Source organism: Paenibacillus sp. FSL R7-0216 (genome assembly GCF_037969915.1).
In the GTDB taxonomy this organism is placed as follows: Bacteria; Bacillota; Bacilli; order Paenibacillales; family Paenibacillaceae; genus Fontibacillus; species Fontibacillus rhizolycopersici.
Window position 1 is genome coordinate 2,885,558 of record NZ_CP150222.1, and the last position, 26,267, is coordinate 2,911,824.

A 26,267-nucleotide genomic window follows, 5' to 3' on the forward strand; every position below is an offset into this window, starting at 1 on the left:
GAAGTATTTCTCTTGTCGCACAACGAATAAATTAGTCAACGCCATGAATGTTTCGTATTGACTTCACATATGCTTACACCATATACTGTTTACATAATATACAGTTAATTGAGAGAGGAGTCCTTGGAATGAATCATGCGATCGAAATTAGCGGGTTGTACAAAAGCTTCAGCAGCCAAACTGTGCTGAACGGGGTTGATCTTGTTGTGCCAAAAGGCACGGTCTATGCCTTACTAGGACCCAATGGCGCCGGTAAAACAACCCTAATCCGCATCCTCTCGACCCTTACCACACCCGATGCGGGAACGGTTCGGGTTGCTGGGTACGAGGTGACCGCGCAAACAAACGAAGTCAAACGTTCAATTAGCCTTACCGGACAATTTACCGCGGTCGATGAGGTGCTGAGCGGAGAGGAAAATTTAGTGATGATGGGCCGCCTTTCAGGCCTAACCTCCAAAGCGGCACGTTTGCGCGCTGCAGAGCTATTAGAACAATTCGACTTGACCGATGCGGCCCGAAAACGGGTCAAGACCTATTCCGGCGGCATGCGTCGCCGTCTTGATCTTGCGATCAGCCTGATCGTCAACCGCCCGGTACTGTTCCTGGACGAACCGACAACCGGTCTTGACACGCTGAGCCGCCGCGTACTCTGGGGTAGCATCACGGAATTAGCGCGGCAGGGTCATACGATTTTTCTAACAACGCAATATTTGGAGGAAGCGGAACAATTGGCCGATACGATCGCCGTTCTCAAGGACGGACGAATCGTTGCGACCGGTACTGCGGAGCAATTGAAAGCTCAAGTCCGCAGCGATCGGGTCGAACTCCGGGACTCCGATGATCAGTTGCTATCCCGGGTGCCGACGGACGGCACCATCCGTGATTTGTTGGGGATCTTAAATGATCTTCAAACCCAGGTGCCCTCGGATGTACGTGTCAGCATTCAGCGTCCGACGATGGATGAGGTGTTCATTTCTCTGACTTCCGGCGATAAGGAGGTAGCCGTTTAATGGAAGCCCCATTTTCAGCCAAAGTGCCTTCGTCCTGGATGACCAATTGGGTATTCATCGGCCGCGGCATCCGCCATAGTCTGAGAGATGTGGATGCCATGGTCATGGCGATCGTGCTCCCGGTGATGCTGATGCTGCTGTTCACCTATGTTTTCGGCGGTGCCCTTGACCCCTCCGGCAATTACGTTGAGTATGTGGTTCCCGGGATCATCCTGCTGTGTGCCGGATTTGGTGCTTCAGGGACTGCGGTGAAAGTCGCCGAGGACCTTTCCAACGGTGTGATCGAGCGATTTCGCACCATGCCGATTCAAAGCCTGGGCGTAATAACCGGCCATGTCGTAGCCAGCTTGTTCCGCAATCTTATCGCCACGGTGATCGTGATTGGCGTTGCTTTGCTAGTCGGTTTCAGCCCTGCCGCCGGTTTCTGGGAATGGCTAGGGGCTATGGGCATGATCATCTTGTTTATCCTGGCCATCACCTGGTTATTCGCAGCCATCGGCCTCATCGCCGGGAGCGCCTCGGCCGCAAGCGGTTACGGGTTCATCCTGCTGTTCCTCCCCTATCTATCCAGCGCCTTCGTGCCCACGCAATCGATGCCGCGATGGCTGCAGGGCTTCGCGGCCCACCAGCCGATCACCCCGGCGATCGAAACGATCCGCGGGTTGCTCACCAATGTTCCGCTCGGTGACAATGCTTGGTGGGCAGTCGGGTGGTGCCTGTTCCTCATCGCCGGTGCTTTCGTCTGGTGTCGCGTCGTGTTTCAAAGGCGGTCAGGACAACGATAAACGCAACCATCATCCGGCAAAAAGCGCAATAAAAAAAGCAGGGAATAACGAATCGCTTCGTTATCCCTGCTTTTATGTTTGTTTTTTCGCAGCGCTCAAATAATGCTCTATCCCGTCAAGAATCCGCTCCAGACCGAATTCAATGTCATTCCCCACGCCGCCCTCGGCTTCATCTTCTCCGGTGTACTCTCCCGACATGATCAATGGATGTAAATAGGGGAAACGCTCCGGGGTGACGAGCTCTTTCAAAGCAGCACTGTAGCTATAACCGCTAAATTCACCCAGGCTAGTCCCCGAACTGAAGGCCCGGTCCATGTCGCGTTGCAGGATTCCGCATGCGCGCGCATAACTGCTCAGGAGAAGGATGATTGACATTTTTACATACCCGCTGATTGGGAAGTCTCGCATTCCCTTTAATGCCCAATCGACAAACCGTAAACTGTTGGGTGTGATTGGCGCTCCATAAATCGGGAGATCGGCAAACCAGGGATGCTCCTTATATACTTTCACCGTACTCCAAACGAAGGTACGCATCATCCCTCGCCAATCCTCCGGATCCTGTTCCTCAGGAAGGAGGATGTCACAGATCGCCTCTTGCATCAGAAGCAGCAGATCATCCTTGCTTGGAATGTATCGATACAACGACATGGCCGTATAACCCAGCGCTCCGGCGACCCGGCTCATGGATACGGCAGCGAGCCCGTCCTTATCCGCAAGTGCAACTGCGGTACGGACAATTTCCGGAATGCTTAGCTCCCGTTTGGGCCCCCGTTTAGGCTCCGGAATCAATCCCCAGGTTAATGCAATTCCGTGAGGAAGCCCCTTCGTATAGTTACGATCGTCCGTCTTATTTCCATTCTCGTTCATGCGCGTGTCTCCTGTCCAAAATGCAACTGCTTATTATATAAGCAATATACCACAAAACAAGGGACAACATCCATGAACGTGTACATGAAGCATCCGCTTCAATTCAACCGAACGATGTGACCAACAACTCGTCCTGCGCACGAAACTTCAATTGCCCGATCCCGACTGCGGACAGTTCTACCGGGTAGAAATGGGCCGCTTTCCGGTTGGAGAAATACCATTCCCGTCTGTCCCTGACGACGATCAGCAGCCCATATTCATCGCCAACTGGGGTCAGTCCCTCATCGTCCCCTCTCCAATTCGGTATCCCTGCCGCGTTCAAACGACGAACCAAGGGGAGGACTTCGGATGTAACGATACCGATTTCACTAACCCCCATGATGTCATCGACGGTAAAATCGTGGCTGATCCCGCTGGGTAAATGATGCCGGGCAATCCATTCGACAATGTTACCGGACGGATCTTCAAAATAAACCGCATGCGCGTTCCAGGAGGTAAAGAACACCTCATCTTCCCCCTGTTCACGGATCAATGGAACTCTCGCCGCCAACCACTGCTTGGCTTCAACAAATTTATTCTCCGGTATGTTCAGCGCAAAATGATAAAACGGCGAGACGTTCTCTTGGGCCAAACGAAACGTGAGCAGCGTGGTTCCGGCTTGAATCGTGAAGTGCTCCAGTCCTTGCTCGATTAAGGCAAACCCCAGGATTTCCGTGTAGAAGGCTTCCGTCTCCTGCAGTTGCCCCGACCACAAAGTCATTTCCGTAAACTTCATGTTCCCCTCTCCCCATGACGGACGATGAACGCCCCCCTACCGGATTAAGCCAAACTCTCGAGGTATTCGCGGATCTGCCCCGGCGTTTTGGCGAATTTGCTGTGTAGATGGGCAAGCTTCTCCCCGTTTTTATAGACGAGCAGGCTCGGAATGCCCCGCACCTCGTTAGCTTCGGCCAACGGCTGGAATTCCTCGGCATCCATCGCGTAGAACTCCTTGTCCGTATGCTCGGCGATGATATCTCCAATAAACCGATCGAGGTTTTTGCAGTCCGGGCACCAGGTTGTATCGAATTTAATGACCGTATACTGGTCTCTTTGAATCAATTGTTCGAATTGCGTTTCCGATTGGACTCTTTCCATCCGGATCCACTCCTTTAATTGTAGATTTGATAGTTTAAATTTGAATATTCACTTTAGATCGATTATAACGCATTCGCGCGAAGACGCCATAGTCTTCATCAAGGTTTCATCTTTACGGATCCATGGTACAATCATGGGTAAAAATAGAGCGAAAGGATTGGCTTCATCATGCTCCTCGCGATTCTCTTGTTTCTTGTCGCCGGACTCGCCGAAATCGGCGGCGGCTATTTGATCTGGCTCTGGCTCCGGGAATCCAGGCCGCTCTGGTATGGCATCACTGGCGGGTTGATCCTCATCGTCTACGGCATCGTTCCGACCCTGCAAAAGTTCCCTTCTTTCGGTCGCGTATATGCAGCCTACGGGGGCGTCTTCATCGCGCTCGCGATATTATGGGGCTGGTGGGTAGACAAGAAGACGCCCGACCTCTACGATTGGCTTGGCGCCGCAATCTGTTTGATCGGCGTATCGATTATCCTTTGGGCCCCACGACACTAGAAAGGACATCTAAGCGATGAATCTCTCTGCCATTTCTGCGGCCATTCAGCCGCTTCAATTACGAAGCTGTCTCATCAACCGGGAAGGCCAGCTTGTCCTCGAGCATTATCGTAACACGCAAGTGGCTGACCAAATCGCCAAAACCAATTCCTGCACAAAAAGCTTCCTATCAGCCTTGCTCTGCATCGCCTTCGACCGCGGTCTGCTGCCTCCACCCGATACGCAAATCCGCACCTTCTTCCCCTCATTGAATGCGGACTCCGACGAACGGAAGCGGGAGATCACCCTGCGGCATCTCCTCACCATGTCGGGAGGGTGGAATTGGACAGAATTCGGCGAGCATAACTCGTTTCCACGGATGACCCGCTCCCGCGATTGGGTCCGGTTCGCCCTGGATCAACCGATGGCCGATCGCCCCGGCGACCGGATGGAATACAACTCGGGCGGCTCCCAGCTCCTATCGGCAATCTTGGTCCAAGCAGCCGGCATGCCGACAGCCCGTTTTGCCGAAGAGAACCTGTTCGGCCCGCTCGGCATCGAAACCTACCGCTGGGAGCAAGACCCGCAGGGAATTCATACCGGCGGATTCGGATTGTGGCTACGGCCAACGGATATGATGAAGTTCGGTTTATTGTATTTGCAGCAAGGTGCCTGGAACGGACGACAACTGATCAGCCAGGAACGCCTGAAGGAGTCCGTCCATCCCGCGATCGACGTTGAAGCCCCCCATCGCGGCTGCTATGCCTGGCATTGGTGGACGGACGTATACACGGGGGAGCGGGAGTCGTCTTTTGAGTTTTTCTATGCCCGCGGCTACGGAGGACAATTCATCTACGTGATCCCAAGCCTGGAGACCGTCGTCGTTCTGACCGATGATAAGCGCAAAAGAGACCGCCCTCCGACCGAAGTATTCCGATTGAACATCGCTCCCCATCTTTAAACGAAGAGCCCTCCCTTGTTGGGAAGGCTCTTTTGAAGTTGACGATAGCAGAGGTTAAAGCGTTGGGATCGTTCCTCCATCGATGACGTATTCGCTGCCTGTTATGGAAGCTGCCCGGTCAGAGACAAGGAACGCCACGAGTTCGGCTACATCCTCCGGTCGTCCCGGATGACCCAGCGGAATACCGCCAAGCGACTGCATCAGCTGCTCCAGGGCGCTCTCCCGACTACCCGTCTCTGCAGCAATTCGGTCGATTAAAGCATCGGCCGCTTTCGTCTGAATAAACCCGGGAGAAACTGTGTTGACACGGATGCCTTGCGGTGCAAATTCTTTGGATAACCCTTTGCTGTAGTTCGTTAACGCCGCTTTCGCCGCGGCATAGGCCAAAGTCGTTTCGAACAGCGGCAGCTTACGTTGGATCGAAGAGATGTGCACGATCGCCCCTTTCCCCTTCTCCAGCATCGATGGCAGTAGTCCCCGGTCCAAGCGAACGGCGCTAAGTAAGTTCCAGTTCAGCGCATAGATCCAATCCTCTTCGCGAAGTGCCAAGGCCCCGCCTGGAGGCGTGGTCGATCCGCCAACGCAGTGAATAAGGATATCTACGCCGCCCATGCGCTCCAGGACCGTACGGGTCACCTCCTCCGCCCCTTCAGGGGTCGCCAGGTCTGCGGCTACGAACAGCAGCGGATCGCCTGGCGATTCCGGCATCGATCTGGCCGTCGTCATGACAACGGCCCCCGCAGCGACTAGCCTCGCTGTAATGGCTTGTCCCATCCCTTTGGTGCCCCCTGTCACAAGCACTTTTTTACCGGCAAACTCCGTATGAATCTGATTTAAGTCGAATTTCATCTTATCCCTCCGTAATTTCCAATTTGCTGATCTGTCCTTGATCTAAGGTGAATCCAAACCAAAATCGATACGGCCCCCCTGGATAATCGCCGGTGATTTCGGCCAGAACCGCCCATTCCTTATCCCTTGGCTCCACCGCGATAAGATCCGCATGAACCCGGGCCCCGATATAGTTCTGATCGCTCCAGGAACGGATTGAGCTTAGCCCCTCATACCTTCCTCCATCGTCCAAAACTAATGCGTTATCCCCGAAGCAGGCAAGTAAGTCCTCCGTTTGGTGCTTATCACTTGCCCGAAAAAAATCACGAATCGTTTGAGGTAACCCTACCTCGATGTCATTCCGAGTCATTTCTGCTCCACTCCTTAGCTTTAGCATCTGGTCCTCGATCCGCTTTACTTGGTTGAACCGGGCCCAAATCCATTTTACGATTGACCCCTTATATCGTCTAATTTATAGTATTCATGTAAATAATAAATTAAATTAATATATAAAGGTGAGGTGACTACTGTGGAACTCACGCAACTCGAGTATTTCCTGACGGTTGCCCGCTTGCAGCATATGACCCAAGCCTCCAAGGCGCTGAATTTAACCCAGCCGGCCTTAAGCCACGCCATTTCCAAGCTCGAGCATGAACTTGGCGTTCCGCTCTTCGAGCGAAGCGGCCGAAACCTGGAGCTTAACCGGTACGGTCAGATGTTCATGGTCTGGGTTGAACAAGCGATGCAGGATTTGACCAACGGCACTCGGGAATTGCAGGAATGGACAAATCCGGAGACCGGAGTTGTTGCCTTGTCGTACCTGAATATCCTAGGCGTTGATCTCGTGCCAACACTGATCCGCGATTATCAACGAAGCCATCCGCAGGTCCGATTCGAATTAACGCAAGGAAACCTCGGAGACATCGACGAGCACTTGAACAAAGGACTCTCTGATCTCATGATCACTTCCCGAGAATCGTTTATGGAGCTCCATGAATGGATCGTGATCCAAACGCTTCCGCTATTTATCGTTGTTTCGGCACAACACCCCTTAGCTAATCGCCCTTCGTTAAGCTTAACGGAATTGTCCGGAGAGCCGTTCGTGGGGTTGAAAAACAACTGCGGTCTCAAAGCGACCCTACTCGCTCGGTTCCAAAGCACCGGATTTTCGCTAGCATCCACGTATGATGCCGAGGATTTGATCACAGTAGCAGGCTTCATTAAGGCCGGTTTAGGCGTATCCGTCCTACCGAAGACGATGGGACTGGAGCTCGAAGGACTCGCATGGATTCCGATTCAGGAGGAAGGCTGGGAATGGGAGCTTGGCCTCAAGTGGCGAAAAGATCGCTACGTTTCGCCAGCGGCCAAGCGGTTCATCGAATATGTAAACGGTCTATGCTATGATACAAAAAGGAACTAACTCGAAAATCCAAGGAACGAAAAGGAGATACAGATGAAAGCACTTATCCTCCCGAAACCGGGAAAACCTGATACGCTTGAAATCGCCGAGTTGCCTATGCCCGTGCCTGGCCCTGGCGAAATTCGGGTTCGCGTTCATGCCGCCGGCTTGAATCCGATCGATTACAAAGTATCGCCAAACGGGAATCCAGCCTGGGTGTATCCGTTCGTGCTTGGGATCGACGTTGCGGGTGTCGTTGATACTGTTGGCGAAGGCGTCACTACCTGGAAGACGGGCGACCGGGTTGCCTACATGGCCGATTTCACCCGGCCTGGCGGATTCGCCGAATACACCGTCACCGTCGCTCATACGGTGGCGGCGATCCCGGACGGCGTATCCTTTACGGACGCAGCGGCGTTTCCTTGCGCCGGGCTAACGGCTTACCAGATTTTGACGCGCAAAATGCAGATCCGTTCAGGGCAATCCCTCCTTGTCCATGCCGGAGCGGGTGGGGTTGGCGGATATGCCATTCAACTTGCCAAGCTCTACGGTGCCTCTCCCATCCTCGCAACGGCTTCGCCGCAGAATGCGAACTACGTCCGAAGCCTTGGCGCGGATGAGGTCATCGACTATAACTCGGATAACGTTCAGGAACGCGTCATGGCTATCACGAACGGGGTTGGCGTGGATTTGATCATCAACTCGTTGAACCGAGCAACGGCCCAGCTGGACTTAGACACCCTGGCCTTCGGCGGGCAACTGGCCTGCATTGCCGGCGCACCGGAGACAGTGGCCGATTTCCAGCCGTCCAGCAAATCGTTTACGCTGCATAAGCTGATGATTGCCGGTGCTTATGGCTCAGGGAGTCGGAAAGCCGAGGAAGATCTCGCTGTCATGGCTGGCGAATTTATGGCTCTGCTGCAGCAGAACAAAGTCGACTCTTTGGTCCAGGAAGTGATTCAACTGGAGCAAGTACCGGACGCCTTGATTCGCCTATCCCAGCGCCATGTCCGCGGTAAAATCGTCGCCGAGCTGTAACGATTCGCTTATCCTTGAAGCACAAAGAAGCCCATTCCAAAGCTCTGGAATGGGCTTCTTCTTCATCTCCCAGTTCAAGCGCCTTCACCGTGTTCCAGCGCTTCCTGCGTAATCCGCCTGATGTCGATCGGCGAGCTCGTCCCCTCGTTGACCATGTCCGTTAGAATTTCACGTAGGAAGTAGTCGACGCAATGAAGACGGATATTTTTGATTTTAACCAACGCATCGCGGTACATCTTGACGAATTCCTTCTCTGTATTCCCCCGCTGCAGTTCGGCAAACGCCTCGTAGACCTGATCCATCTTGTCGGCGACCTCGAGAATGAGCCCTTCGACGGTATGGTCCTTCCCTTCGCGAAGCTGGTTGCGGAAGATCGCTTTAAACGCTTCGGGGATATGCTCATCGATGAAATTGTGGACCATGCCCTCTTCAACCTGCTGGATCAAGTTCCGCAGCTCGATCGATGCGTGCTTGACCGGCGTCTTGATATCCCCAATAAAGATCTCGCCGTAATCATGACTGCTCGTAATTTCATACAACTTCTTCCAGTCGATAACAACGCCTTGTTGTTCTTCGATATCGGCTAAAGTTTTCGCGTACTGCACGACTTTCCAGGAGTGCGCCGCCACGCTATGTTCTTCGAATTTGAACCTTCCGGGACAGCGATAGATGCGTTCCAGTTCATTTAAGGAGCGAAAATAAGCATGAATGCCCATCAGATCATCCATCTTTCTGTTGGTTTTTACCTCCAGTATAGATGGTGATTGTTAGGGGCACGTCAAATCCAACGAATCCCTTCTTCCTCCATCTCCCCTTCGTCCGCGCTTTCACGGACCAGCGAGGCGAACTTTCCCCTGACTTGCGCGGCAAGATGCTGAGGCGTTAGTTCCATCTGCAAGCCGATTCTTCCGGCAGATACGAGAATCGTATCCAAGCTTTCGGCTTGACTGTCGATCCAGGTCGGGAACAATTTCTTCATACCGACCGGAGAGCAGCCGCCTCGGACATATCCGGTGTGCTGCAGCAAATCCTTGAGCGGGAGCATCTCGATTTTTTTGACCCCGGCTGCTTTGGCTGCCTTCTTCAAGTCAAGCTCTTCGGCTACCGGAATTATAAACACGAATAACGCTGGGCCTTGATGAGCCACCAGCGTCTTGTACACCTTCTCCATCGGTTTGCCAATCTTCTCCGCCACAGCGGTCCCGTGAATTTGCCCGTCCTCGACCTCGTACGCGAAGATATGGTATGGCGTTTTGGATTTCTCCAACATCCGTATGGCATTCGTTTTGGTCTCTGCCATTGATCCCACTCCTTTGATATCCATGTTTCCCTTATGAAAATTATCCTAGCACTTCCGTTGCGTGGGTGACAGGCCCAGATCGGTTTAAAATGTTTTTTCTGAAACGGTTTCCTAGTCCTTCTATCTTCAAATATTTATGTTCTAAGTTATATTAGTTAATTAATTAACGCATTCTCCAATACTTATTTACATTCTTAAACTCTTTTCCTACAATAAAGGTAAAATATCAACCAGGAGAGAAGAGATCCCCATGGACGTGACCGATCAACGAATTCTTGAATCCCTCAAGCAAAACAGCCGCATGACCGCCTCTGACATTGGCAAGCGAGTCGGGTTGTCCGTCCCCGCCGTATCCGAGCGCATACGCAAGCTGGAGGAAGCCGGGGTCATCGAGGCCTATACGGTGAAGATCAACCGGGGGAAAACCGGCCACAAGCTACTCGCCTTCGTGTTTGTCGGCATTGAGCATACCAAGCATATAGACAACTTTCGCACTAGGATCGTCGCCTGTGAACCGGTCCTGGAATGTCATCACCTTGCCGGTGAATACGATTATTTGCTTAAGTTGCTCGTCGAAGATACCACACAACTGGAGCGTTTTTTGTCCGACACGTTGAAGCAGCTTCCCGGTGTTGTGAAGAGCAACACTATGATTTCCCTTTCCACCATGAAGGAAAACATCAACCTATGAGAGGAAGCACAAGCCTGGTCCTGCGCGGTTTCAAATTCGGGATGCTGCTGCAGTTGGCCGTTGGCCCGGTCTTCCTGTTTATTTTTCAAACCGGTTCTCAGCATGGATACGGTGCGGCCGCGACTGGCGTTCTCGGGGTCACCCTGGTGGACGCGATGTTTATGGGGGCAGCGTTGCTGGGGGTCTCCACCCTGCTCGACAGAGAGGGCGTTCGATCGATGCTGAATGGGTGCAGTGCGGTCGTCGTGGGTTTATTCGGGGTCATTACGATGCTCAGCGCGATTCCGATGGAGATGGAGGTGCCGCTGCTCCTTAGCCCGCCGTGGCTCGGTCTTGACGGGAATTACGGGGTCTACGCCATTTTGCTCACCGCCTCCAACCCATTAACGATCCTGTTCTGGGCGGGGGTGTTCGGCTCCAAAATCGCCGAGTCAGGTTTGGATCTAAGTGGCTCACAGCTAATCTGGTTTGCGATGGGCGCTTTGCTGGCTACCTTCGGCTTTTTGAACCTGATCGCATGGATCGGAAGTCTGGCGAATGCATACATTCCACCACTGATGACGACAGGTTTGAACCTTCTCGTGGGTCTCGTCCTGATTGCTTATGCGTTACGTATAGTAAAAGCGCGCCATAAATCTTAACACGATCCCGGATCTCTTTTCACGCTCCTCTAACAAACGCTCCTTATGCTGGTCTTAAGAACTTCGCTCTCCGTCTTGGCGGGCGAACTACAGCAGGAGGAATTCCCATGCCGGCCTTATGGATGCATTTGGAGTATGGAGAACGGCTTGCGACCGATTTTCAAGAACGTTTGCCATTATTACGCGGGCTTCCGGCTCTACGCAAGCTCTATCATGTTGGCTGCCAGGGGCCGGATGTTCTGCTTTTCCATGGCTTTTTGTCCAGGAGTAACTCCAGTCGAGCATTTCGACTCGGCAACCTCATGCACAGTCGAAGCTGCGGATCGGTATTAGTTGATGTTTTCGCACATAGCCTCACGCTCCCCGAACCCGATCGCTCGGATGCCTTGCTGTATTTCCTCGGTTTTCTCACCCATCACCTTCTCGACCGTAATCTACACCCTTACATTAATTGGAGTGCCGGTTACAAAGGGCTGGACCATCAGCGCTTCGAAATTGCCTTGGACGCTGCATTCCTGTGGAAGCTAAAACAGTTTGACGTTTCGCGTCATCCCAGTTGGAAAGAAATCGATCTCGAAGCCGGGTTGCCCCTGCATATTCGCCGGGTCCTCCACGAGACTTGTCTCGCCCATTACCCCGAGATGGATAACCTGCCATTCACCAGCTGGCAAGCGGCCTATCGTGACATGCGACTCGCATTTCGTCTGCTGAACGATCCGAAGGGCTGGAAGAAGCGGTTGACGCCGAGACCGATCCGTGGCTTATTTTATCCGCCCGCCCCGTCTGTTTCGATCCCTTCCGCTCCGGATTATCTGAACGAACGGCATGCGAGGTGGCGGCATTCCGCCGTCTTATCCGAAGTCAGAACGGAAAGCGTGTGGGAGCTTTGGGAACAGGCGCTCGCGGACGGCGAACGAGTTCTCGGAGCCCTGGGAGAATGGCTAAATGAAGAAATCCCCGAAGCAGCCGTGCGGAAACGAGAACAGTTCCGGCAAACGTTAGGGGATCGCTCTTATGATACGGGAAAAGAATGCGTCAGCAATTTAGTCAATCGATACGCGGAGCCCATCTGGAGTCGCCGTCAATCGGTTAAGGTTTAGGCCGTCACCGGCGGCTGCGCTCCGGCATCGGGACCACCGCCGGCTCCCCGCAAGGCGTCTGCCCTGCCTTGGACAAGGTTCAGCTTCGCCACGACGGCGATGCCTAAAGCGAAGAACAGCAGCAGCGATAGAATCCCTAGACGCGGATTGCCAGTCCATTGTCCGATGAGTCCGAATGCAAACGGTCCAAAAATAGAAGAGAATTTACTCGTAATGTTGACGAAACCAAAAAATTCCCCCGTCCGGTTCGGCGGCATCAGATCGCTAAGGATCGAACGGGAAATCGATTGACTTCCCCCTTGGACCAACCCAACCATTACGGCCAGGATGTAAAAATGCAGGGCGCTACTCATCCCAAAACCCAAGAGAACGATCAGCACATAGATACCTAACGAGGCGATCAGCATCCGCTTAGGACCAAGGCGCGTAGCCGCTTTGCCAAGCAGAATGGTGCTGGGGAACCCGACGAATTGCGTAATGAGCAGAGCCAAGATCAGATCGCTGGTACCGATTCCAAGCGTCGTTCCATAGATGGTAGCCATCAGGATGATCGTGTTGATCCCGTCGTTGTAGAACCAGAATGCAGCGATCATTCGAAATAGTTGCGGATAGCGCCGGATGTCCCGGAACGTACCGCCGATTCGCTGACCGGCAGCCCGTACATATCCCCCCGTGGTTAGCCCGGACACTTGCTTGGATAAATTCGGCACCTTGCGCATGATCGGCAACGAGAAAACTAGCCACCAAAGGCCTACGCTGAGAAAAGAAAGCCGAGTTCCCGCCAGTTCATCCCTTAGGCCAAACCACCGCGGCTGCTGAATCATCAAGAGGTTGATAGCCAGCAGAATCCCTCCGCCGACATACCCTGCTGCATAACCTTTAGCCGAAACGCCATCCCGATCCCGGGAAGGTACCAGATCAGGGAGCATCGAGTCGTAAAACGTCAGACTTCCAGAGAATCCAACCGTCGTGATGACAAGCAACGCCGAGGCGAGCAGCCAATCTCCCGGTCCGACGAGCGCGAATCCGGTTGTCCCGGCGATGCCTAGCAGGGCAAACCAGGATAGGAACGACGTTTTTCGCCCCGATAAGTCCGCGATGGATCCCAACAATGGCGAGATGAGCGCCACCAACGCCATGCCGATGGCATGCGTGTAGGCTAAATAAGACGCCGCGGTGCTTTTGCTTAAGCCTTGCGCCGCCACGCCAGCGTAAAAGATAGGAAGTACCGCCGCCAACACCGTGGTGGCGTAAGCCGAATTCGCCCAATCGTACAGGATCCAGGCACGTATCTTCGATTTGTTCATCCTTTTGCCCCCTCCCCTACGAATGTTTAGATTATAGTAGAATAGGATTAACGCCGTGTTTCTCCGGTGTTTGCGCTGAATAAAACCGTCATAGTAAAATAGAACCCTAAATCTCTCGATCACAGTTTGGCATGGAACGGAGAAGAGACATGGCCGATACGTTAAAATCGATGTATAACGAAGCATTTCTACGCGGCTTCGGCGGCAAAGTGAAGGGCGCCTACCCGGCGTTCGACGCGGATACATTTGTCGCCGCAGTGATGGACGAAACCTGGGACAAGCTGGAACTCAAAGCTCGAATGCGGCAAATCACATTGAAACTGGGTGCATGGCTTCCGCCAAGCTTTGCGGAGGCGCTGGACGTCCTGTACGCCATTGACGAAACCTGCGTTGGGTTCCCTTACTTGTTCTTCCCTGACTTCGTTGAGGTGTTTGGCCATGCCGAAGCGGACTGGCCGCTTGCCATGCAGGCGCTCGAGCGCTTTACGCCGAGGTCGTCCGCCGAGTTTGCCGTTCGTTCGTTTATCGAACGCGATCCGGAACGGATGATGCGTCAGATGGCGACATGGGCGGAACACGTCAATGAGCACGTTCGCCGCTTGGCGAGCGAAGGCTGCAGGCCGCGCCTCCCTTGGGGTCAAGCGCTGCCGATGTTCAAACGTGACCCTGCGCCAATCGTTCCGATTCTTGAGCGGCTAAAGGCCGATCCCAGCTTGTACGTCCGCAAGAGCGTAGCCAACAACCTGAACGATATTGCCAAGGACCATCCGGAATTCGTCTTGGAGCTCACTCGGCGTTGGAAGGGTACCCACCCGCACACCGATTGGATTGTGCGCCACGGCTGCCGCACCTTGATCCGCCGCGGCGGACCTGAAGCGCTAGAGCTGTTCGGCTACGCGGCCGTCGAGGACGGCCATCCGCTCACGACCACGGCGGCGCTTGAGATCGTGCCGACCGTACTGCATATCGGCGACAGTAGCGAGCTTCGCTACGAGTTGACGATCCGCGAAGGTGAACCGGCTAAGGTGCGTATCGAATACGGCATCGATTTCGTCAAAGCCGGCGGTCGAACCTCGCGTAAGCTGTTCCTGCTATCGGACAAAACTATCCCTGGCGGTTCGCGGATCGGCGGTGCAAGGAAGCACAGTTGGGCAGACCTGTCGACCCGCCGTCATTACCCCGGAGAACACCGCATCGTATTGTTGGTGAATGGTGTAGAAGTGGCTGAAACGGTATTAACGCTGCAAGTCACCGAATAACAAGCAAGACCTGGACAGGGTTGGCCAGATCTTCTGTTCTTTCCCATAAACTTTTGCGGCAACAGTTCATCCTTTCGGAATCGGGATTTGGCAGATCATGGGATGCTCTTTTGCAGTTGGGGCTGTTTGTTGAAATTGAAACTTTTCTTTAGATCTGATTCACTCGATGGATTGGGTACGACCCATTCTGGTTAAGCTGGTGAAGGAGTCACCCGTGTAGGACAAGATATGACGAGGAGGAAGAGATCATGCCTATTGACGCTTATTTGTATTTTGATGGGAACTGTCGTGAGGCGGTTGAATTTTATGCCCAGGCATTCGGCGTGGAGCGGCCGCAAATTCTCACCTACGGCGAAGCGCATTCCGCCGAGCCGGATTATACGCTTCCCGAAGAAGCGAAGGACCGCGTCATGCATGCCAACCTTAAGGTTAGCGGCAGCAACCTGATGTTCTCCGACGTGTTCCCAGGTTCCCCCTATACCGTTGGAACCCATATCAGTTTGGCGCTGGTCAGCCCAAACCGGGAGGAGATCACCTCCGCATTTGAACGGCTCAAGGAAGGCGGTTCGGTTCAAATGGAATTGCAGGAGACCTTCTGGAGTCCTTGTTACGGCAATTTGAAGGACAAGTTCGGCATCGAATGGCAGCTTAGTTATGACGACGGAAGAAACGGCATGTAAGCATGCCGTTTCTTCCGTTATTATTTCCCAAAGTAATCCTTCAGTGCCTCCACGATCGCCTTCGCTGCCTTGTCCTGTCCCGCTTCGCTTAACAGGACCGACTCGTTCTCAGCATTCGTCAGAAACCCAATTTCCGCCAGGACTGCCGGCACCTTGCTTGTTCGCAGCACCTTCCAGTCCTCCTGACGAACCCCTCGATCACGGAAATCCAAGGCTTCGATTAAATGCTGATGAATTTCCTCCGCAAGATCACGACTGCCATCTCCTTCAGCGTAATAATACGTCTCCGTTCCGGACACGTTCTCCGGCCCTTCATAGGTGTTGCCGTGAAGAGATATCAATGCATCGGCATGCAGCTCGTTGGCAACCTTGGAACGGTCCTCCAATTCGATAAACTCGTCATTTGTTCGAGTTAAGTACGGTTCGAACTTTGGATCCTGCCGAAGGAGATCAACCACTTTCCGAGCGAGGGCAAGCGAAAACTCTTTCTCCTCCCTGCCGCTCACACTGCTGGCCCCCGGGTCCTTTCCCCCGTGACCGGGGTCGATGACGATCCGGTATTTCCCTTCGGATCTGTCGGGTACGGGCACTTCCTCCCCGGTCGCCGGTGCGGACGACAAGAACCGATGACCGGAGCCTACTTTATCCTCACCACCGAAGGTGATCACTCCACCAAAGGATAACAAAACGATAACGATACCTAAGAAGGCAATGAAATACGCAACTTTCCCACTTCTCCCCATGTTGCTCTCCTCCCGCTTTTCTCCTCTTCTCCCTCTCCATCACCATCTATATCTCCGCTCAAAAACGAACGCGACTGCCCTCCAGAATTGGATCGGTACTCTCCACAATCACCTGCTGACCCTCGAAAACCCCTCCGGTAATGGCGGTGTTGTACCCGTTGCTTCCAGCAACTTCGACGTTAGCTCGAGCAACGTAGTAAGCATTGCCAAGCGGGCTTTCTCTGGGCTCAACCGTATAGACGAACGTACCGGCATCATCCTCATGGATCGCCGCTTTAGGCACTAGAAGCGTCCCCGCGCTTCCGGTTTTCGTCATAACGACTCGAGCCTTGATCCCACTGCGCAAATGGTCTCCATGGAGCGAAACCGTCAAGAGTTGACCGGGTGTTGTAGCTAGGTCCGTCTGATCGGTTCCGCTGCCGGTCGAATCGCTTCCTGCATTAGCTTCCAAGCTTGAGATCTGCCCCTGAACGATCGAATTTTCCTGATCTGGCAGCAGGACATCCAGCTCATCACCGATCCGCACAAGCTCCGCGACATCGTTTGGAATCAGCAGTTCAAGGCGAAACCCTTTGGAACTGTCGGATAAGCGGATATCCGCCCCCCCGGCGGAAGCTTGTCCTTCAACCGCTGAGATCTCGATGATCGTGCCGTCGAACGGGGCGACCAGTCGGCGGTTGTCCTCGATTTTGGTGTGTAAAGCCGCCAGATGCTGACCTTGTGTGGCGATATCGATCTTCGCGGTTTGTATGGCGGTACGAGCGCTTTGTTGTGCCGACTCATCTCCCACCTGTGCCGCCTGCTTGTAAGCTTCTTGCCCATCGGCAAGTAACAACTTGAGCTTCTCAAGGTTCGCCTTCATGTCGGCCAACTCTTGGGTTGCTTCACCGTCGTCATACTCGATCAGAAGGTCGCCCTTGTGAACCACATCCCCTTCTTTCACATGCACCTGACTGACTTTCCAGCCGGCCGGGTTCATTAAAGCCTGAGTGGCTCCGTATTTCAATAGAGCTGAACCTTCATATGAATGTGCCAGCTCGCCGGGACTCGCAGCGGCTACCAGCACTCTAGGTAGCATCAGGTTCTGCAGCGTGTTGCCAAGTAGCGTACAAACCAGTAGCAAGCCGATAAACAAACCGGCAAGCCATCTGATTTTCCGCTGCCTAACTCGCAGCCGCGACTCCTCATTCCATTGCGCTTCCAATGCGATTCCTCCGTCCTGCTAACCTTTAATTCCCGACAATTGCACCCCTTGGATGAAATAAGACTCTGCGTAGAAGAACAGCAGCAGCATCGGCGTCATGTACAACACGGAGGCAGCAAAACCGACTCCCCGCTCCTCCGAGGCAATGCGTGCCAGATAAAGCGACAACGGCTGTTTAAATGAATCCTGCAGGAAGAGGAGCGGCTGTTCGATCATATTCCAATAGTCCACGAACAACAGCACCGCTAGCGCCGCCAAACCGGGTTTGGCCAACGGGATAACGATATGCCGGTACACCGTCCACTCTCCAGCCCCATCTATTTTGGCAGCTTCCGCGTAAGCACCAGGGATATGCGCCATGAATTGACGCAGCATAAACACCCCAAACGCGCCGAAGATTCCAGGCAAAATAATGGCCGCTTCCTTGTTCATCAGCCCCAACGTACTAGCCACCAAATAATTCGGCACCAGCGTCACTTGAAACGGCATCAGCATGGTTAAGAGATAGACCAGAAACAGCTTGTCCCTTCCGCGAAAACGCAGCTTCGCGAAAGCATAGGCTGCCAGAGAAGCAACCCAGGTCTGACCAGCGATGATCGGTACCACCATCCCCACCGAATTCCAGAACATTCGCAAGAATTTAGAATTCATGATTAAGACCTCTCGATATTGCCCGAAGCTCAGCCAATCCGGAAGCAGCTTTAGATTGACGAAGTGGGTATTGCCTCCCACCGAAACATCCGTCATCTGTCCGATGAGCCCGTAATTCAACCCGATCTCCGTCTCCGTCATCAACGAATTCGTAAACGTCAGGAGCAGTGGAACGGACATTAATAAGGCAATGAAGCCAAGTATTACTGTTAACGCAAGCTGCGGGAGCTGCCTCGACTTTTTCATCGTGCTTCCCTCCCTTCAGTCCAGAACATCCCGAAACCGCCGCTCCACCGAGAGAAGAACGATGACCAGGACGGAAATACAGAGAACCATCAGGGTAGCCGCCGCCGTTAGCTTCTGAATTTCCAGCGCCGCGAACATATTATTCATGTAGTGTTGCAGCATGTAAATCCGGTCATAGGGATAATCCCCTGCCAGCAAATACGTTTCGCGGAACACTTTAAACGAATTGATGATCGAGATCAGCACAACGAAGAACAGCGTTGGTGTCAAATAGACCAGCGTAATCCGTGTAAACTGATGCCACCTTCCCGCCCCCTCAATTCGTGCGGTTTCGTAGTAATCCCGCGGGATTTGCCGCAAGCCCGCCAGAAACAAGATCAGGTTGTAGCCGATGTTCTTCCATAGATACAACACCACCAGCACGACCATAGACCCGTTCGATTGCAGCCAGTCGACACGGCTATGACCCACATGAGTTAGCCAGGCGTTCAACGTCCCGTTCCAGTCGAAGAAGATTTGCCAGACCAGGACAACCGATGCCACAGGGACGACCAGCGGCAGAATCAGAGCGGTCTGTAAGCCTTGACGGAAGAACGGCCCTTTATTGATCAACATCGCCAAGCTCAAGGACAAGGCGATCAGGAGCGGAACGCTGACCCCTGTGAATAACAGCGTGTTAGCAGCCGCTTTGCGGAACGAACCGCTGGCCAGCAGTTCCGAATAGTTGGACAATCCGATGAAGCTGCCGTTAAGGGTGCGGTTGGTCAAGGATTGAGAGATGCCCATCACAAATGGAATGATGTAAAACACTGCAAAACCAAGCACGCTCGGCGCCAAGAATAACAGCACTGCAGCGGTTTCCCTCCGAAACGTCCTCGACAGCCAACGGCTATTCATTGAGATACGTCGTAACTTTGTTTTGGATCAGGCCGGCGACGTCCTCGGCGGATTTCTGCCCGCTGAAGAAAGCTTGAGATTGTTCCATGATGATCTCTGACAGCTGATCCGGTTGAAACTTAGATACCAGATGGATTGCACCTGTCAGTTCGCTCTCCAGCGCGTCAAGTTCGTCCGAATTCACCTGGATCGGAACCCCTTTCAAAGGACCCTCTTTGGCGGTCGGTACGGAGCCGTCCTTCTTCAACTGTTCAACCTCCTGGGCGTACAACCGTTTATTGAGCGGAAAGCCGGCATGGTTCGGATCCACCGGCACTTGATCGGAGATCATGAACTTCACGAAGTCCCAGGCTTGTTCCTTCGCCTTGGAACTTTCATTCAGGCCGATGCTTCGGTAGGGTTGGAAATACCCGCCGGCGCCAACGTCCTGCGCGTGAGGTTTAACGTACAACTTCATGTTAGAACTCAGGAAGCTGTTTAACGATTCGAAATAATCGCCGGGCGAATTGATCTGTACCGGGAAGAAATAGGGGGTTCCCTCTGCGCCGATCACCCCGTCTTCGGACATTTTCTGGACCTGCTTCATTAAGCCGGTAAACGTGGCCGTGTTGAACTTGGCCGTCCCGTTGGGCTCATCCACAAACAGCGATAAATTGTCAGACACCATCCAGTTCAGCATATATTGGGGTTCGGTGTGGATGACATGCGGATACGTTTTGTTGACCAGCTGTTTGGACAGCACCGCGAAATCGTTCCATGACCAGGACTCGTCGTTGATTTCAACCCCTGCTTGGGCAAGCGCTTCTTCGTCGCCGGCCAGTCCGTGCAGGAAGAACGAAATCGGCATGGCATACAGGCCGCCGCCGATCTTGGCATGATCCAAGATATTCGTGAAATAGTCCTCTCTCTTAAAGGCAGCATCCTGCGCGATGAGCTCATCGAAATTGACGAGAAGACCGTTCTTCACATAACTTGCTGCCGGCAAATCGTCCAGCAGCAGCAAATCCGGCCCCTTTCCTGCCAGCATGGCTGTATTGGTTTGGGTCTTGAATTTCTCCATTTCCGCTTCCAGATGGGCATTATCCGTCTGTACACTCTGGAGTTGAATATCGACCTCCGGGTGCAAGGCTTCATATTGGCTGACGAGCTCCTCCAAATGGGTATCCGGAAAAAATGTTGAAAAAGTCAACATGGTCTTCCCCGCATTCGCCGGGGCCTCAACCGGTTGTTCGGATCCTCTATCGCCGGATTCGCCGATTTGGATTTGGGGTGTTTCTCCTCCCCCGCCGCTGCATGCGGCAAGTGCGAACAACAGGAAGAAACCGGCGGCTGCAGATGCTCTTGCTCTCATTCTGATTGTGGTTTTCACCGTCTTTTACTCCTTTCGGCGCTATTGCGAAAGATGAACTCCTGTTTGATAGGCCTACTTCATCGTAAAGGGCAGATGTCACCATCGTTTGACCGAGTTGTCAACAAAATGTCTCTAAATGCTTGCAAACACAAAAAAGACAGGGGCGTCATCGTTCACGCTCCTGTCCATTGAAAGAAAGTTATTTAAATTCGATAATGAAGGGCAGCCATTCGGCGCTCTGAAGGGAGGTTTCTGGATTTTGCACCTCTACGGGCTCCGGCTTCCCTTTCAGTAGACTTCTTCCGCCGAAAATCAGCAGTCTTCGGTTATCCGGGCTCCAGGCCATCTGAGATGGCAGAATGCCCTGATAAATCTGTTTGGCGTTCAGAACGTTGTTCCCCTGCAGCTTGCCGGCGAACAACGTTCCGTCCCCCTTGCTGTAGGCGACGTATTGGTGATCCCCGGACAGACTGAAGCTAAAAGCGCTGTCCAGCAAGACCGTCACCGCTTCATTCCGAAGGTCGTACGTGTATAACGTCCCATCCCTCCCCAGGAAGGCGACCTGATCGTCATTCATCCACGCGGCTTGACCGTCTCCGATCAACTCATGTTTATATTGAGCGGTGAATACCCCGTCTTTCCAGGTTCCGACGACAATCCAGGTTTCATCCATCCGTTGGTAGAGAAGAAACGCGCTGTTCCCGTCATCTGCAACATGGACGGAGGAATACAGCTCCGCCCGGCTGCCCTCGGGGATCGGGACCAAGTAGGTCGCTTGCGTTCCATTCTGCACATCGTACACCACGATATCGGATTGGCCTTTGCTCTCGGGTTGAGTGGTGTAACTCGCGAAAGAGAGGTACCGGCTATTATCTGACCAGGTGAACCATTTCGAGGTGAGTTGGGAAGGGTCAAAAGTGCTTAACTTTTGTTCCGTTCCATCGGCAAGAGACAGCAGCTTGAGCTCATACTTGCCATCGTTCTCCTCGATCGCTGTAATTCGCTGTCCATCCGGGGATAAATCAAATACAAACTGTTTAGGATCCACTTCGAGGACCTGCAGCAGGTTGTCATAAGGAGGCTTGATTTCCTGAAGACTTTGCGATCCCCCAGGTCCGCTAAAATACCCTAACAACGCATCCGCTCCGGACCAGCCGATCAACCCGCCTTTCGTGGCCAGTTCGATTCGGTAGATCTTCTGGACCTCGAACGGGCCGGTTTGTCCGCCTGAGTTCTGACTTTCGTCCGTGTCCGGAATGATGATCGTTTGGGTTTGCGGTCTCCCGCCGCAACTCGCTAACATCATGACACAGATCATCAACCAAACGAGGGTACGTAATCTCTTTCGTTTCATGACCGCTCCCTTTCCGCCATCATCAAGGGTAGCGCCACCTCAAGGGTCGTCATTTCGTGTTCGCTGCTCATCCGAATGTTCCCTCCATGATCGTCGACGATGGACTTCACGATGCCCAGCCCTAGCCCAACGCTCCCCGTCTCTTTAGCACCCTGTCGGTCCGGGACATAATACGGCTCGAAAATTTCAGTCAATTGGTTTGGCGGGATCGTCTCCCCCCGATTGATAATGAGGAAACGAGCCATCTCCCCCGCGCGTCCCCCCTGAACCTGGATCTCCGAACGAGCTTCGCTGTATTTGATGGCATTGTCTAGCAAATTGATAAACAATTGCCGGATGCGGTCTTCCTGCCCGTAAACCTCAAGCTGTTCGTCGATTTCGCAGCGGAGTGTTTTTTGGTAGCGTTTGGCTTTAAACGTTAAAGCCTCGCATGTATCGCGCAAAATTCGTCCCGTCTCAACGCGTCTGAACTCTTCACGTCCCGCCGTTTCCTTCGATAATTCCAGCAACCGCAAGACCATGTCGTGTAATCGTTCGCTTTCCTGGACAACATGGTTCATGCCTTTATCAAAAAAAGCCCGATCCGACTCCCCTTGTTGACGGATGATCTCGGCATAACCGAGGATCGAGGTCAGCGGGGTTTTGAGCTCATGGGTCACGTTGTCGAAGAACGTCTTCCGCTGCTGATTCAACCGCTCCAGACGGTCACGGTCGCGTTCAATGCGGGCGATCTGCTGCTTGATTTGACCGATCATTTCGTTGAAGTTAGCGGCTAACCGGCCGATTTCGTCTCGTCGCTTCTGCTTAACGTCGATGCTCACGTCCAAATTCCCGTTCATGACCTCATTGGAGGCTTTGCTGAGCTTGACCAGGGGGATGGTCATATTGCGTGACAGGATATAGGAGAACAGGAACGCCGCAGCCATAATCCCGAATGCTAAATAGGTGATGGTATCCAGAATCGTGCCACTTTGTTCGTACAGCAATGTAAAGTCCTTGGCAAATCGCAGGATCCCGACTTTGGTTCCGTCGATGATCACCGGGTAAGAGTAACGTACAGCCGCCATCCCTTGTTCATAGGAGATGGTATAAGCGGTTTTACCTTGAAGCGCCTGTTTTAAATCATCATCTGCCGCCTGGGTAAACGCCGCCTCCGAAGACGAATGAAGCAGCACCCCATCCACGGTATACGCGCTAACCTCGCTGGAGGTCGCCCTCTTCAGGTCATTTACGATCTCTTCAGACATTTGCCCGAAATAGAGATCATCGTTCGTGAAGTGATTGATCAGGAACGCCTGACGAACATAGACATTGCTGTTCTTCTTCAACCCAATCAAATCATCGGTGATAATGTTCCGGTTGCTCTTCTGGATGATGTGGTCCACGGTTTGATTCAGCAGGACAAAGGACAAGGCAAAGATAAGAAAGAAACCGACGAGAAACTTTCCCCGAATCGTACGGATCATCGCCTAGTCCGCCTGTTTCTCGAATTTATACCCGATTCCAAATACAGTGGTGATCTGGTCGCCGGCATCCAGCTTTTTGCGTAGTCGCTGAATATGGGTGTCGACGGTGCGCGTATCTCCGGGAAAGTCATAACCCCACACAAGGTCAAGCAGGTCCGTGCGTGTATATATTTTGCCCTGATGACGATAAAGCCGCAGCAGTAGATCGAATTCTTTTGGTGTCAAATCTACGGGCTCGCCGTCCTTTCGGACAAGTCTTTCGCTTTCGATAATTTCAATATTTTTGAAGCGAATCCGCTCTTCCTCCTGGGATGCCCCCTGCCCGCCTCCGGTCGACTGAATCCGGCGAAGAATCGTGCGTATTCGGGCCACCACTTCGCGAAGGTCGAAGGGCTTCGTAATATAATCGTCGGCGCCGAATTCCAATCCGAGGATTTTGTCGGTAATATCCGACTTCGCCGTAATCATCAGGATAGGAAGGTTGTACGCCGCCGTCACTTTTTTGCAAATGTCCAGCCCGCTTTGGTCCGGCAGCATCCAGTCCAGTAACAACAAGTCCGGACGGAATGACTTCATCAGCTCCAGCCCTTCCGCTCCGTTCCCCGCCGTCTGCGTGTCGAACCCTTCCTTGGACAACCCGTAAGCCAATAAGTCGGCGATAGCCGCTTCGTCGTCGATGATCAGGATTTTCGTTTTCTCCATAAGTGCCTCCATTTTACTTTCCTCGACACCTATTGTACCTGTCTGCGGACGCGCAGGAAAGTTTACGGGTTATTCGTAATTACCGTTCCGCTCTTTCCATTGCTATTCTCAGCGTCACCGTTGCCATGTCTATTACCGCTACCGTCACCGTTACCGTTACTATTACCGTTACTATTGTTCTTTTGATTAGCGTCCCCGTTGCCTCCTCCTTGGTTTTCCCCTACCGAGTTCACAGGCTGCGATGGTGCTGTGTTACGGGGTTCCAGTACCTCTTTCTCCGGCCGCTTGTTGCCATTCTCCTTCTCATTTCCGTTTCCAGCAGATTCATTCCCAGGGACCTTAATCGGATCCGGTTTTGTCATTTCTGGCACCTGCAGATCAGTGGCGCTGTCATAAGATGGTTCTTCCCTGAGCTCTACCACCGGTTCCATAGAAGGTTGTCTTTCTTTCCCCGAAGACGAAGATTGGGAGCGTTTGGTCTCCTTCTCCTCCTCCTTGGCAGGCGGATGAATACGCGTAGAGTTGTTCCCCTTCTGCTGGATTGGCTCCTTCCCTTCTGTTACGTTCGGATCCGATTGCTGCTCGTTCAAGTCCCCGTCCGTCTTCTGCGAAGGCGTCGGTTCAGAAGAGAGGTCGCCCCCGGCAGCGGCAGGCATCTCCTTATTTACATCATGCTCAAAGAGGCTGGCGGGCGTTATGCCCACAGCTTGAAGCACGGATACAATGGAATGAGTCTGCAGCTCCGTAATATCCAACTTGATACCTTGCATCTGCGCTTGCTCGTACACCCTATATTTATTTACGGATAAATGGGCTTCTGCCGCCTTTTCTACCTGTACAGGTGTTGCTGTAAATAACTCCAGGTTGTAGCTCTCGGAGATCGGAAGTGAGGAGCGGTCGATCGAATAAGCGGGAGCATCGGAATTCTCCGGTGGAATAAGCGTCATCCAGATCCAGGTTTTAGTTGTTCCGTCCTCTAAGTAACCGTCTCTCTTCGCCTGAGTAATAATCTGACCAACCGCCTCGCTAAACGTCTTCCCCTTCAGCTGACGAGGGGTGATGAGCAACTTAGCCTCATCATTAACCAGATTCACTTCCCTAACCTTACCGGTTGATGTAACGCCAAGTTGGATGCTCGGATTGATGTCTATGGCCACTCGAGTAAGGGGTTCCGTGGTTTGCCTCATCCATTGGAATAGGAAAACGACACCGATCAGCAACAGAACTGAAGCGACCACAGAGCTTATAGTCCTTGTCAGTCTGATGTTTCGCCGGTTAACGTTACCGTTCCTAGCAGATGAAGTCACTGAAATTTGCTCTCCTAACCCCGGCAGCACCTCCGGCTTCGGTAGATTGCGGAAGGTTCCGTCTTCGCAGAGGACGACGATGTTATCTTTTGTGATTTTCATGACGGTTCCTTGCATCCTCTTCCACACCTCCTTCCTCAAACGATACCGTGGTCTTAATTCGCTTGAACTCTTCGCTGGCATAAATCAAAATTAACGCGATCAAATATTTTCGGTTGCGCTCCAGCGTTTTGGAGCTAACTTTAAAGACGGCTAACATTTCTTTAGCCGGAAGCCTTTTGGTCGTCCTTAACGTATTGAGCCATTGCGGATGCTCACTAAAGATTCGAGCGATCCGAATCAACTGCGCTCGGGTATCCCGATGCTTGGGAGAGACTTCCTCTAACTCTTCCAAATCAATCCCGTATTGCTGAAGAGTCACATCGTACAAGCGAAGCTCTTCCGCGAGCGCCTCAGCCGCTTGTTCCCGCTCGAAGATTTCCAAAGAACTAGCGACCTCAAGTGGCGACTGGTCCAACTCCGCGTGTCTCCCGTCCCAAATGGCACTTTCCAGTTGCATGTATTTTCCTTGCCTGCGAAATTCATCAATAAGACGATGGTGGATCACCATATAAGCAAAATTATCAAATGATTTCTCGGATGCTAAGAGATACCGGTCAATCGCCTCATTGAACGCAATGATTCCGATGCTTGCCTCATCCTGGTTCCAACCGACCTGCCTCTTGCAAACATGGGATACCGCACGGATAATGAACGGACGATAGTAGTCGATCAACAGGTCTCTTACGTTGTTGTTCCCCGCTTGAGCTTGATGCAGTAGTTCATTTATCGGTCTATCCAACACAGCGGATCACTTCCTATTACGTAAA

General features: G+C 52.8%; 29 protein-coding genes. 11 read left to right on the top strand and 18 right to left on the bottom strand.

Annotation, left to right across the window (positions count from 1 at the left end; genetic code table 11):
• Positions 1-128 precede the first annotated feature (128 nt).
• Together MKZ15_RS13030 and MKZ15_RS13035 are read left to right on the top strand one after the other, a co-directional pair.
• Entirely contained in the window at positions 129-1,010 is an 882-nt protein-coding gene (locus tag MKZ15_RS13030) for an ATP-binding cassette domain-containing protein (protein ID WP_339816466.1), read from the top strand.
• Positions 1,010-1,795, top strand: coding sequence for an ABC transporter permease (locus MKZ15_RS13035; protein ID WP_213622916.1), 786 nt, complete (start codon positions 1,010-1,012; stop codon positions 1,793-1,795). Before MKZ15_RS13030 ends, MKZ15_RS13035 begins: the two co-directional genes overlap by 1 nt.
• Positions 1,796-1,867: 72 nt before the next feature.
• Here the strand turns inward: MKZ15_RS13035 and MKZ15_RS13040 are convergent, their stop codons facing one another.
• The 3 genes from MKZ15_RS13040 to MKZ15_RS13050 all read right to left on the bottom strand — a co-directional run bounded on the left by MKZ15_RS13040 (position 1,868) and on the right by MKZ15_RS13050 (position 3,799).
• On the bottom strand, positions 1,868-2,662 hold the full coding sequence (locus MKZ15_RS13040; protein WP_213622915.1) for a TetR/AcrR family transcriptional regulator: 795 nt from the start codon (positions 2,660-2,662) through the stop codon (positions 1,868-1,870).
• Between the two features lie 103 nt (positions 2,663-2,765).
• On the bottom strand, positions 2,766-3,437 hold the full coding sequence (locus MKZ15_RS13045; protein WP_155607888.1) for a VOC family protein: 672 nt from the start codon (positions 3,435-3,437) through the stop codon (positions 2,766-2,768).
• A gap of 44 nt (positions 3,438-3,481) precedes the next feature.
• The gene (locus tag MKZ15_RS13050; protein ID WP_155607887.1) at positions 3,482-3,799 is read right to left on the bottom strand and encodes a thioredoxin family protein; all 318 of its coding nucleotides are present in this window, start codon (positions 3,797-3,799) and stop codon (positions 3,482-3,484) included.
• Between the two features lie 168 nt (positions 3,800-3,967).
• On the opposite strand from MKZ15_RS13050, the gene MKZ15_RS13055 reads away from it, so the two are divergent.
• Both MKZ15_RS13055 and MKZ15_RS13060 read left to right on the top strand, forming a co-directional pair.
• Positions 3,968-4,294, top strand: coding sequence for a YnfA family protein (locus tag MKZ15_RS13055; RefSeq protein ID WP_155607886.1), 327 nt, complete (start codon positions 3,968-3,970; stop codon positions 4,292-4,294).
• A gap of 16 nt (positions 4,295-4,310) precedes the next feature.
• Complete coding sequence (locus tag MKZ15_RS13060; protein WP_339816467.1) at positions 4,311-5,234, top strand: serine hydrolase; 924 nt, start codon at positions 4,311-4,313, stop codon at positions 5,232-5,234.
• A 54-nt stretch (positions 5,235-5,288) separates the two neighbouring features.
• Here MKZ15_RS13060 and MKZ15_RS13065 read toward each other — a convergent pair whose 3' ends face one another.
• Positions 5,289-6,083, bottom strand: coding sequence for an SDR family oxidoreductase (locus MKZ15_RS13065; RefSeq protein ID WP_213622912.1), 795 nt, complete (start codon positions 6,081-6,083; stop codon positions 5,289-5,291).
• A 1-nt stretch (position 6,084) separates the two neighbouring features.
• A complete protein-coding gene (locus tag MKZ15_RS13070) occupies positions 6,085-6,432 on the bottom strand; it encodes a nuclear transport factor 2 family protein (RefSeq protein WP_193416097.1) in 348 nt (115 codons plus the stop codon).
• 159 nt (positions 6,433-6,591) lie between these two features.
• Between MKZ15_RS13070 and MKZ15_RS13075 the strand changes: the two genes are divergently transcribed.
• Positions 6,592-7,482 carry a LysR family transcriptional regulator gene (locus MKZ15_RS13075; RefSeq protein WP_339816468.1) on the top strand — a complete coding sequence of 297 codons (891 nt, stop codon included), beginning with the start codon at positions 6,592-6,594 and terminating at the stop codon, positions 7,480-7,482.
• 33 nt (positions 7,483-7,515) lie between these two features.
• On the top strand, positions 7,516-8,499 hold the full coding sequence (locus tag MKZ15_RS13080) for a zinc-binding dehydrogenase (protein ID WP_339816469.1): 984 nt from the start codon (positions 7,516-7,518) through the stop codon (positions 8,497-8,499).
• A gap of 74 nt (positions 8,500-8,573) precedes the next feature.
• Here the strand turns inward: MKZ15_RS13080 and MKZ15_RS13085 are convergent, their stop codons facing one another.
• On the bottom strand, positions 8,574-9,215 hold the full coding sequence (locus tag MKZ15_RS13085; protein WP_339822413.1) for a YfbR-like 5'-deoxynucleotidase: 642 nt from the start codon (positions 9,213-9,215) through the stop codon (positions 8,574-8,576).
• 62 nt (positions 9,216-9,277) lie between these two features.
• Complete coding sequence (gene ybaK / locus MKZ15_RS13090) at positions 9,278-9,799, bottom strand: Cys-tRNA(Pro) deacylase (protein ID WP_339816470.1); 522 nt, start codon at positions 9,797-9,799, stop codon at positions 9,278-9,280.
• Positions 9,800-10,049: 250 nt separating this feature from the next.
• On the opposite strand from ybaK, the gene MKZ15_RS13095 reads away from it, so the two are divergent.
• The 3 genes from MKZ15_RS13095 to MKZ15_RS13105 all read left to right on the top strand — a co-directional run bounded on the left by MKZ15_RS13095 (position 10,050) and on the right by MKZ15_RS13105 (position 12,231).
• Positions 10,050-10,490: an Lrp/AsnC family transcriptional regulator gene (locus tag MKZ15_RS13095; RefSeq protein ID WP_339816471.1), complete on the top strand. Its 441-nt coding sequence runs from the start codon at positions 10,050-10,052 to the stop codon at positions 10,488-10,490.
• Positions 10,487-11,131 (top strand): LysE family transporter, encoded by a 645-nt coding sequence (locus MKZ15_RS13100; RefSeq protein WP_339816472.1) that lies wholly within the window; start codon positions 10,487-10,489, stop codon positions 11,129-11,131. Before MKZ15_RS13095 ends, MKZ15_RS13100 begins: the two co-directional genes overlap by 4 nt.
• A gap of 107 nt (positions 11,132-11,238) precedes the next feature.
• Positions 11,239-12,231: a zinc dependent phospholipase C family protein gene (locus tag MKZ15_RS13105; RefSeq protein ID WP_193416092.1), complete on the top strand. Its 993-nt coding sequence runs from the start codon at positions 11,239-11,241 to the stop codon at positions 12,229-12,231.
• Here MKZ15_RS13105 and MKZ15_RS13110 read toward each other — a convergent pair.
• Positions 12,228-13,538, bottom strand: a complete 1,311-nt coding sequence (locus MKZ15_RS13110; RefSeq protein WP_193416091.1) for an MFS transporter — start codon at positions 13,536-13,538, stop codon at positions 12,228-12,230. The genes MKZ15_RS13105 and MKZ15_RS13110 overlap by 4 nt on opposite strands.
• A 149-nt stretch (positions 13,539-13,687) precedes the next feature.
• Here MKZ15_RS13110 and MKZ15_RS13115 point away from each other — a divergent pair, with 149 nt between their 5' ends.
• The gene (locus tag MKZ15_RS13115) at positions 13,688-14,797 is read left to right on the top strand and encodes a hypothetical protein (RefSeq protein WP_339816473.1); all 1,110 of its coding nucleotides are present in this window, start codon (positions 13,688-13,690) and stop codon (positions 14,795-14,797) included.
• A gap of 248 nt (positions 14,798-15,045) precedes the next feature.
• Complete coding sequence (locus tag MKZ15_RS13120) at positions 15,046-15,477, top strand: VOC family protein (RefSeq protein WP_339816474.1); 432 nt, start codon at positions 15,046-15,048, stop codon at positions 15,475-15,477.
• Positions 15,478-15,497: 20 nt separating this feature from the next.
• Here MKZ15_RS13120 and MKZ15_RS13125 read toward each other — a convergent pair whose 3' ends face one another.
• From MKZ15_RS13125 to sigI, 10 genes are all read right to left on the bottom strand, one after another.
• Positions 15,498-16,220, bottom strand: coding sequence for an N-acetylmuramoyl-L-alanine amidase (locus MKZ15_RS13125; RefSeq protein ID WP_193416088.1), 723 nt, complete (start codon positions 16,218-16,220; stop codon positions 15,498-15,500).
• 58 nt (positions 16,221-16,278) lie between these two features.
• Complete coding sequence (locus MKZ15_RS13130; RefSeq protein WP_339816475.1) at positions 16,279-17,424, bottom strand: efflux RND transporter periplasmic adaptor subunit; 1,146 nt, start codon at positions 17,422-17,424, stop codon at positions 16,279-16,281.
• A gap of 18 nt (positions 17,425-17,442) precedes the next feature.
• On the bottom strand, positions 17,443-18,321 hold the full coding sequence (locus MKZ15_RS13135) for a carbohydrate ABC transporter permease (protein ID WP_339816476.1): 879 nt from the start codon (positions 18,319-18,321) through the stop codon (positions 17,443-17,445).
• A gap of 15 nt (positions 18,322-18,336) precedes the next feature.
• Positions 18,337-19,218 (bottom strand): sugar ABC transporter permease, encoded by an 882-nt coding sequence (locus tag MKZ15_RS13140; RefSeq protein ID WP_339816478.1) that lies wholly within the window; start codon positions 19,216-19,218, stop codon positions 18,337-18,339.
• A complete protein-coding gene (locus MKZ15_RS13145) occupies positions 19,211-20,587 on the bottom strand; it encodes an extracellular solute-binding protein (protein ID WP_339816479.1) in 1,377 nt (458 codons plus the stop codon). Before MKZ15_RS13145 ends, MKZ15_RS13140 begins: the two co-directional genes overlap by 8 nt.
• Before the next feature lie 181 nt (positions 20,588-20,768).
• A complete protein-coding gene (locus MKZ15_RS13150) occupies positions 20,769-21,923 on the bottom strand; it encodes a hypothetical protein (RefSeq protein WP_339816480.1) in 1,155 nt (384 codons plus the stop codon).
• Positions 21,920-23,389: a HAMP domain-containing sensor histidine kinase gene (locus MKZ15_RS13155; protein ID WP_339816481.1), complete on the bottom strand. Its 1,470-nt coding sequence runs from the start codon at positions 23,387-23,389 to the stop codon at positions 21,920-21,922. Before MKZ15_RS13155 ends, MKZ15_RS13150 begins: the two co-directional genes overlap by 4 nt.
• Before the next feature lie 3 nt (positions 23,390-23,392).
• Complete coding sequence (locus MKZ15_RS13160; RefSeq protein WP_193416081.1) at positions 23,393-24,091, bottom strand: response regulator transcription factor; 699 nt, start codon at positions 24,089-24,091, stop codon at positions 23,393-23,395.
• A gap of 62 nt (positions 24,092-24,153) precedes the next feature.
• On the bottom strand, positions 24,154-25,500 hold the full coding sequence (locus MKZ15_RS13165) for an anti-sigma factor domain-containing protein (RefSeq protein ID WP_204801154.1): 1,347 nt from the start codon (positions 25,498-25,500) through the stop codon (positions 24,154-24,156).
• On the bottom strand, positions 25,481-26,242 hold the full coding sequence (gene sigI / locus MKZ15_RS13170; RefSeq protein WP_339816483.1) for an RNA polymerase sigma-I factor: 762 nt from the start codon (positions 26,240-26,242) through the stop codon (positions 25,481-25,483). Before sigI ends, MKZ15_RS13165 begins: the two co-directional genes overlap by 20 nt.
• Between the last annotated feature and the right edge of the window lie 25 nt (positions 26,243-26,267).

Excerpts from the sequence above, each read along its gene's own strand:
- MKZ15_RS13030 (WP_339816466.1), top strand. The coding sequence starts at position 129 with ATGAATCATGCGATCGAAATTAGCGGGTTGTACAAAAGCTTCAGCAGC.
- MKZ15_RS13035 (WP_213622916.1), top strand. The coding sequence starts at position 1,010 with ATGGAAGCCCCATTTTCAGCCAAAGTGCCTTCGTCCTGGATGACCAAT.
- MKZ15_RS13040 (WP_213622915.1), bottom strand. The coding sequence starts at position 2,662 with ATGAACGAGAATGGAAATAAGACGGACGATCGTAACTATACGAAGGGG.
- MKZ15_RS13045 (WP_155607888.1), bottom strand. The coding sequence starts at position 3,437 with ATGAAGTTTACGGAAATGACTTTGTGGTCGGGGCAACTGCAGGAGACG.
- MKZ15_RS13050 (WP_155607887.1), bottom strand. The coding sequence starts at position 3,799 with ATGGAAAGAGTCCAATCGGAAACGCAATTCGAACAATTGATTCAAAGA.
- MKZ15_RS13055 (WP_155607886.1), top strand. The coding sequence starts at position 3,968 with ATGCTCCTCGCGATTCTCTTGTTTCTTGTCGCCGGACTCGCCGAAATC.
- MKZ15_RS13060 (WP_339816467.1), top strand. The coding sequence starts at position 4,311 with ATGAATCTCTCTGCCATTTCTGCGGCCATTCAGCCGCTTCAATTACGA.
- MKZ15_RS13065 (WP_213622912.1), bottom strand. The coding sequence starts at position 6,083 with ATGAAATTCGACTTAAATCAGATTCATACGGAGTTTGCCGGTAAAAAA.
- MKZ15_RS13070 (WP_193416097.1), bottom strand. The coding sequence starts at position 6,432 with ATGACTCGGAATGACATCGAGGTAGGGTTACCTCAAACGATTCGTGAT.
- MKZ15_RS13080 (WP_339816469.1), top strand. The coding sequence starts at position 7,516 with ATGAAAGCACTTATCCTCCCGAAACCGGGAAAACCTGATACGCTTGAA.
- MKZ15_RS13085 (WP_339822413.1), bottom strand. The coding sequence starts at position 9,215 with ATGGGCATTCATGCTTATTTTCGCTCCTTAAATGAACTGGAACGCATC.
- ybaK (WP_339816470.1), bottom strand. The coding sequence starts at position 9,799 with ATGGCAGAGACCAAAACGAATGCCATACGGATGTTGGAGAAATCCAAA.
- MKZ15_RS13095 (WP_339816471.1), top strand. The coding sequence starts at position 10,050 with ATGGACGTGACCGATCAACGAATTCTTGAATCCCTCAAGCAAAACAGC.
- MKZ15_RS13100 (WP_339816472.1), top strand. The coding sequence starts at position 10,487 with ATGAGAGGAAGCACAAGCCTGGTCCTGCGCGGTTTCAAATTCGGGATG.
- MKZ15_RS13105 (WP_193416092.1), top strand. The coding sequence starts at position 11,239 with ATGCCGGCCTTATGGATGCATTTGGAGTATGGAGAACGGCTTGCGACC.
- MKZ15_RS13110 (WP_193416091.1), bottom strand. The coding sequence starts at position 13,538 with ATGAACAAATCGAAGATACGTGCCTGGATCCTGTACGATTGGGCGAAT.
- MKZ15_RS13115 (WP_339816473.1), top strand. The coding sequence starts at position 13,688 with ATGGCCGATACGTTAAAATCGATGTATAACGAAGCATTTCTACGCGGC.
- MKZ15_RS13120 (WP_339816474.1), top strand. The coding sequence starts at position 15,046 with ATGCCTATTGACGCTTATTTGTATTTTGATGGGAACTGTCGTGAGGCG.
- MKZ15_RS13125 (WP_193416088.1), bottom strand. The coding sequence starts at position 16,220 with ATGGGGAGAAGTGGGAAAGTTGCGTATTTCATTGCCTTCTTAGGTATC.
- MKZ15_RS13135 (WP_339816476.1), bottom strand. The coding sequence starts at position 18,321 with ATGAAAAAGTCGAGGCAGCTCCCGCAGCTTGCGTTAACAGTAATACTT.
- MKZ15_RS13140 (WP_339816478.1), bottom strand. The coding sequence starts at position 19,218 with ATGAATAGCCGTTGGCTGTCGAGGACGTTTCGGAGGGAAACCGCTGCA.
- MKZ15_RS13150 (WP_339816480.1), bottom strand. The coding sequence starts at position 21,923 with ATGAAACGAAAGAGATTACGTACCCTCGTTTGGTTGATGATCTGTGTC.
- MKZ15_RS13155 (WP_339816481.1), bottom strand. The coding sequence starts at position 23,389 with ATGATCCGTACGATTCGGGGAAAGTTTCTCGTCGGTTTCTTTCTTATC.
- MKZ15_RS13160 (WP_193416081.1), bottom strand. The coding sequence starts at position 24,091 with ATGGAGAAAACGAAAATCCTGATCATCGACGACGAAGCGGCTATCGCC.
- MKZ15_RS13165 (WP_204801154.1), bottom strand. The coding sequence starts at position 25,500 with ATGAAAATCACAAAAGATAACATCGTCGTCCTCTGCGAAGACGGAACC.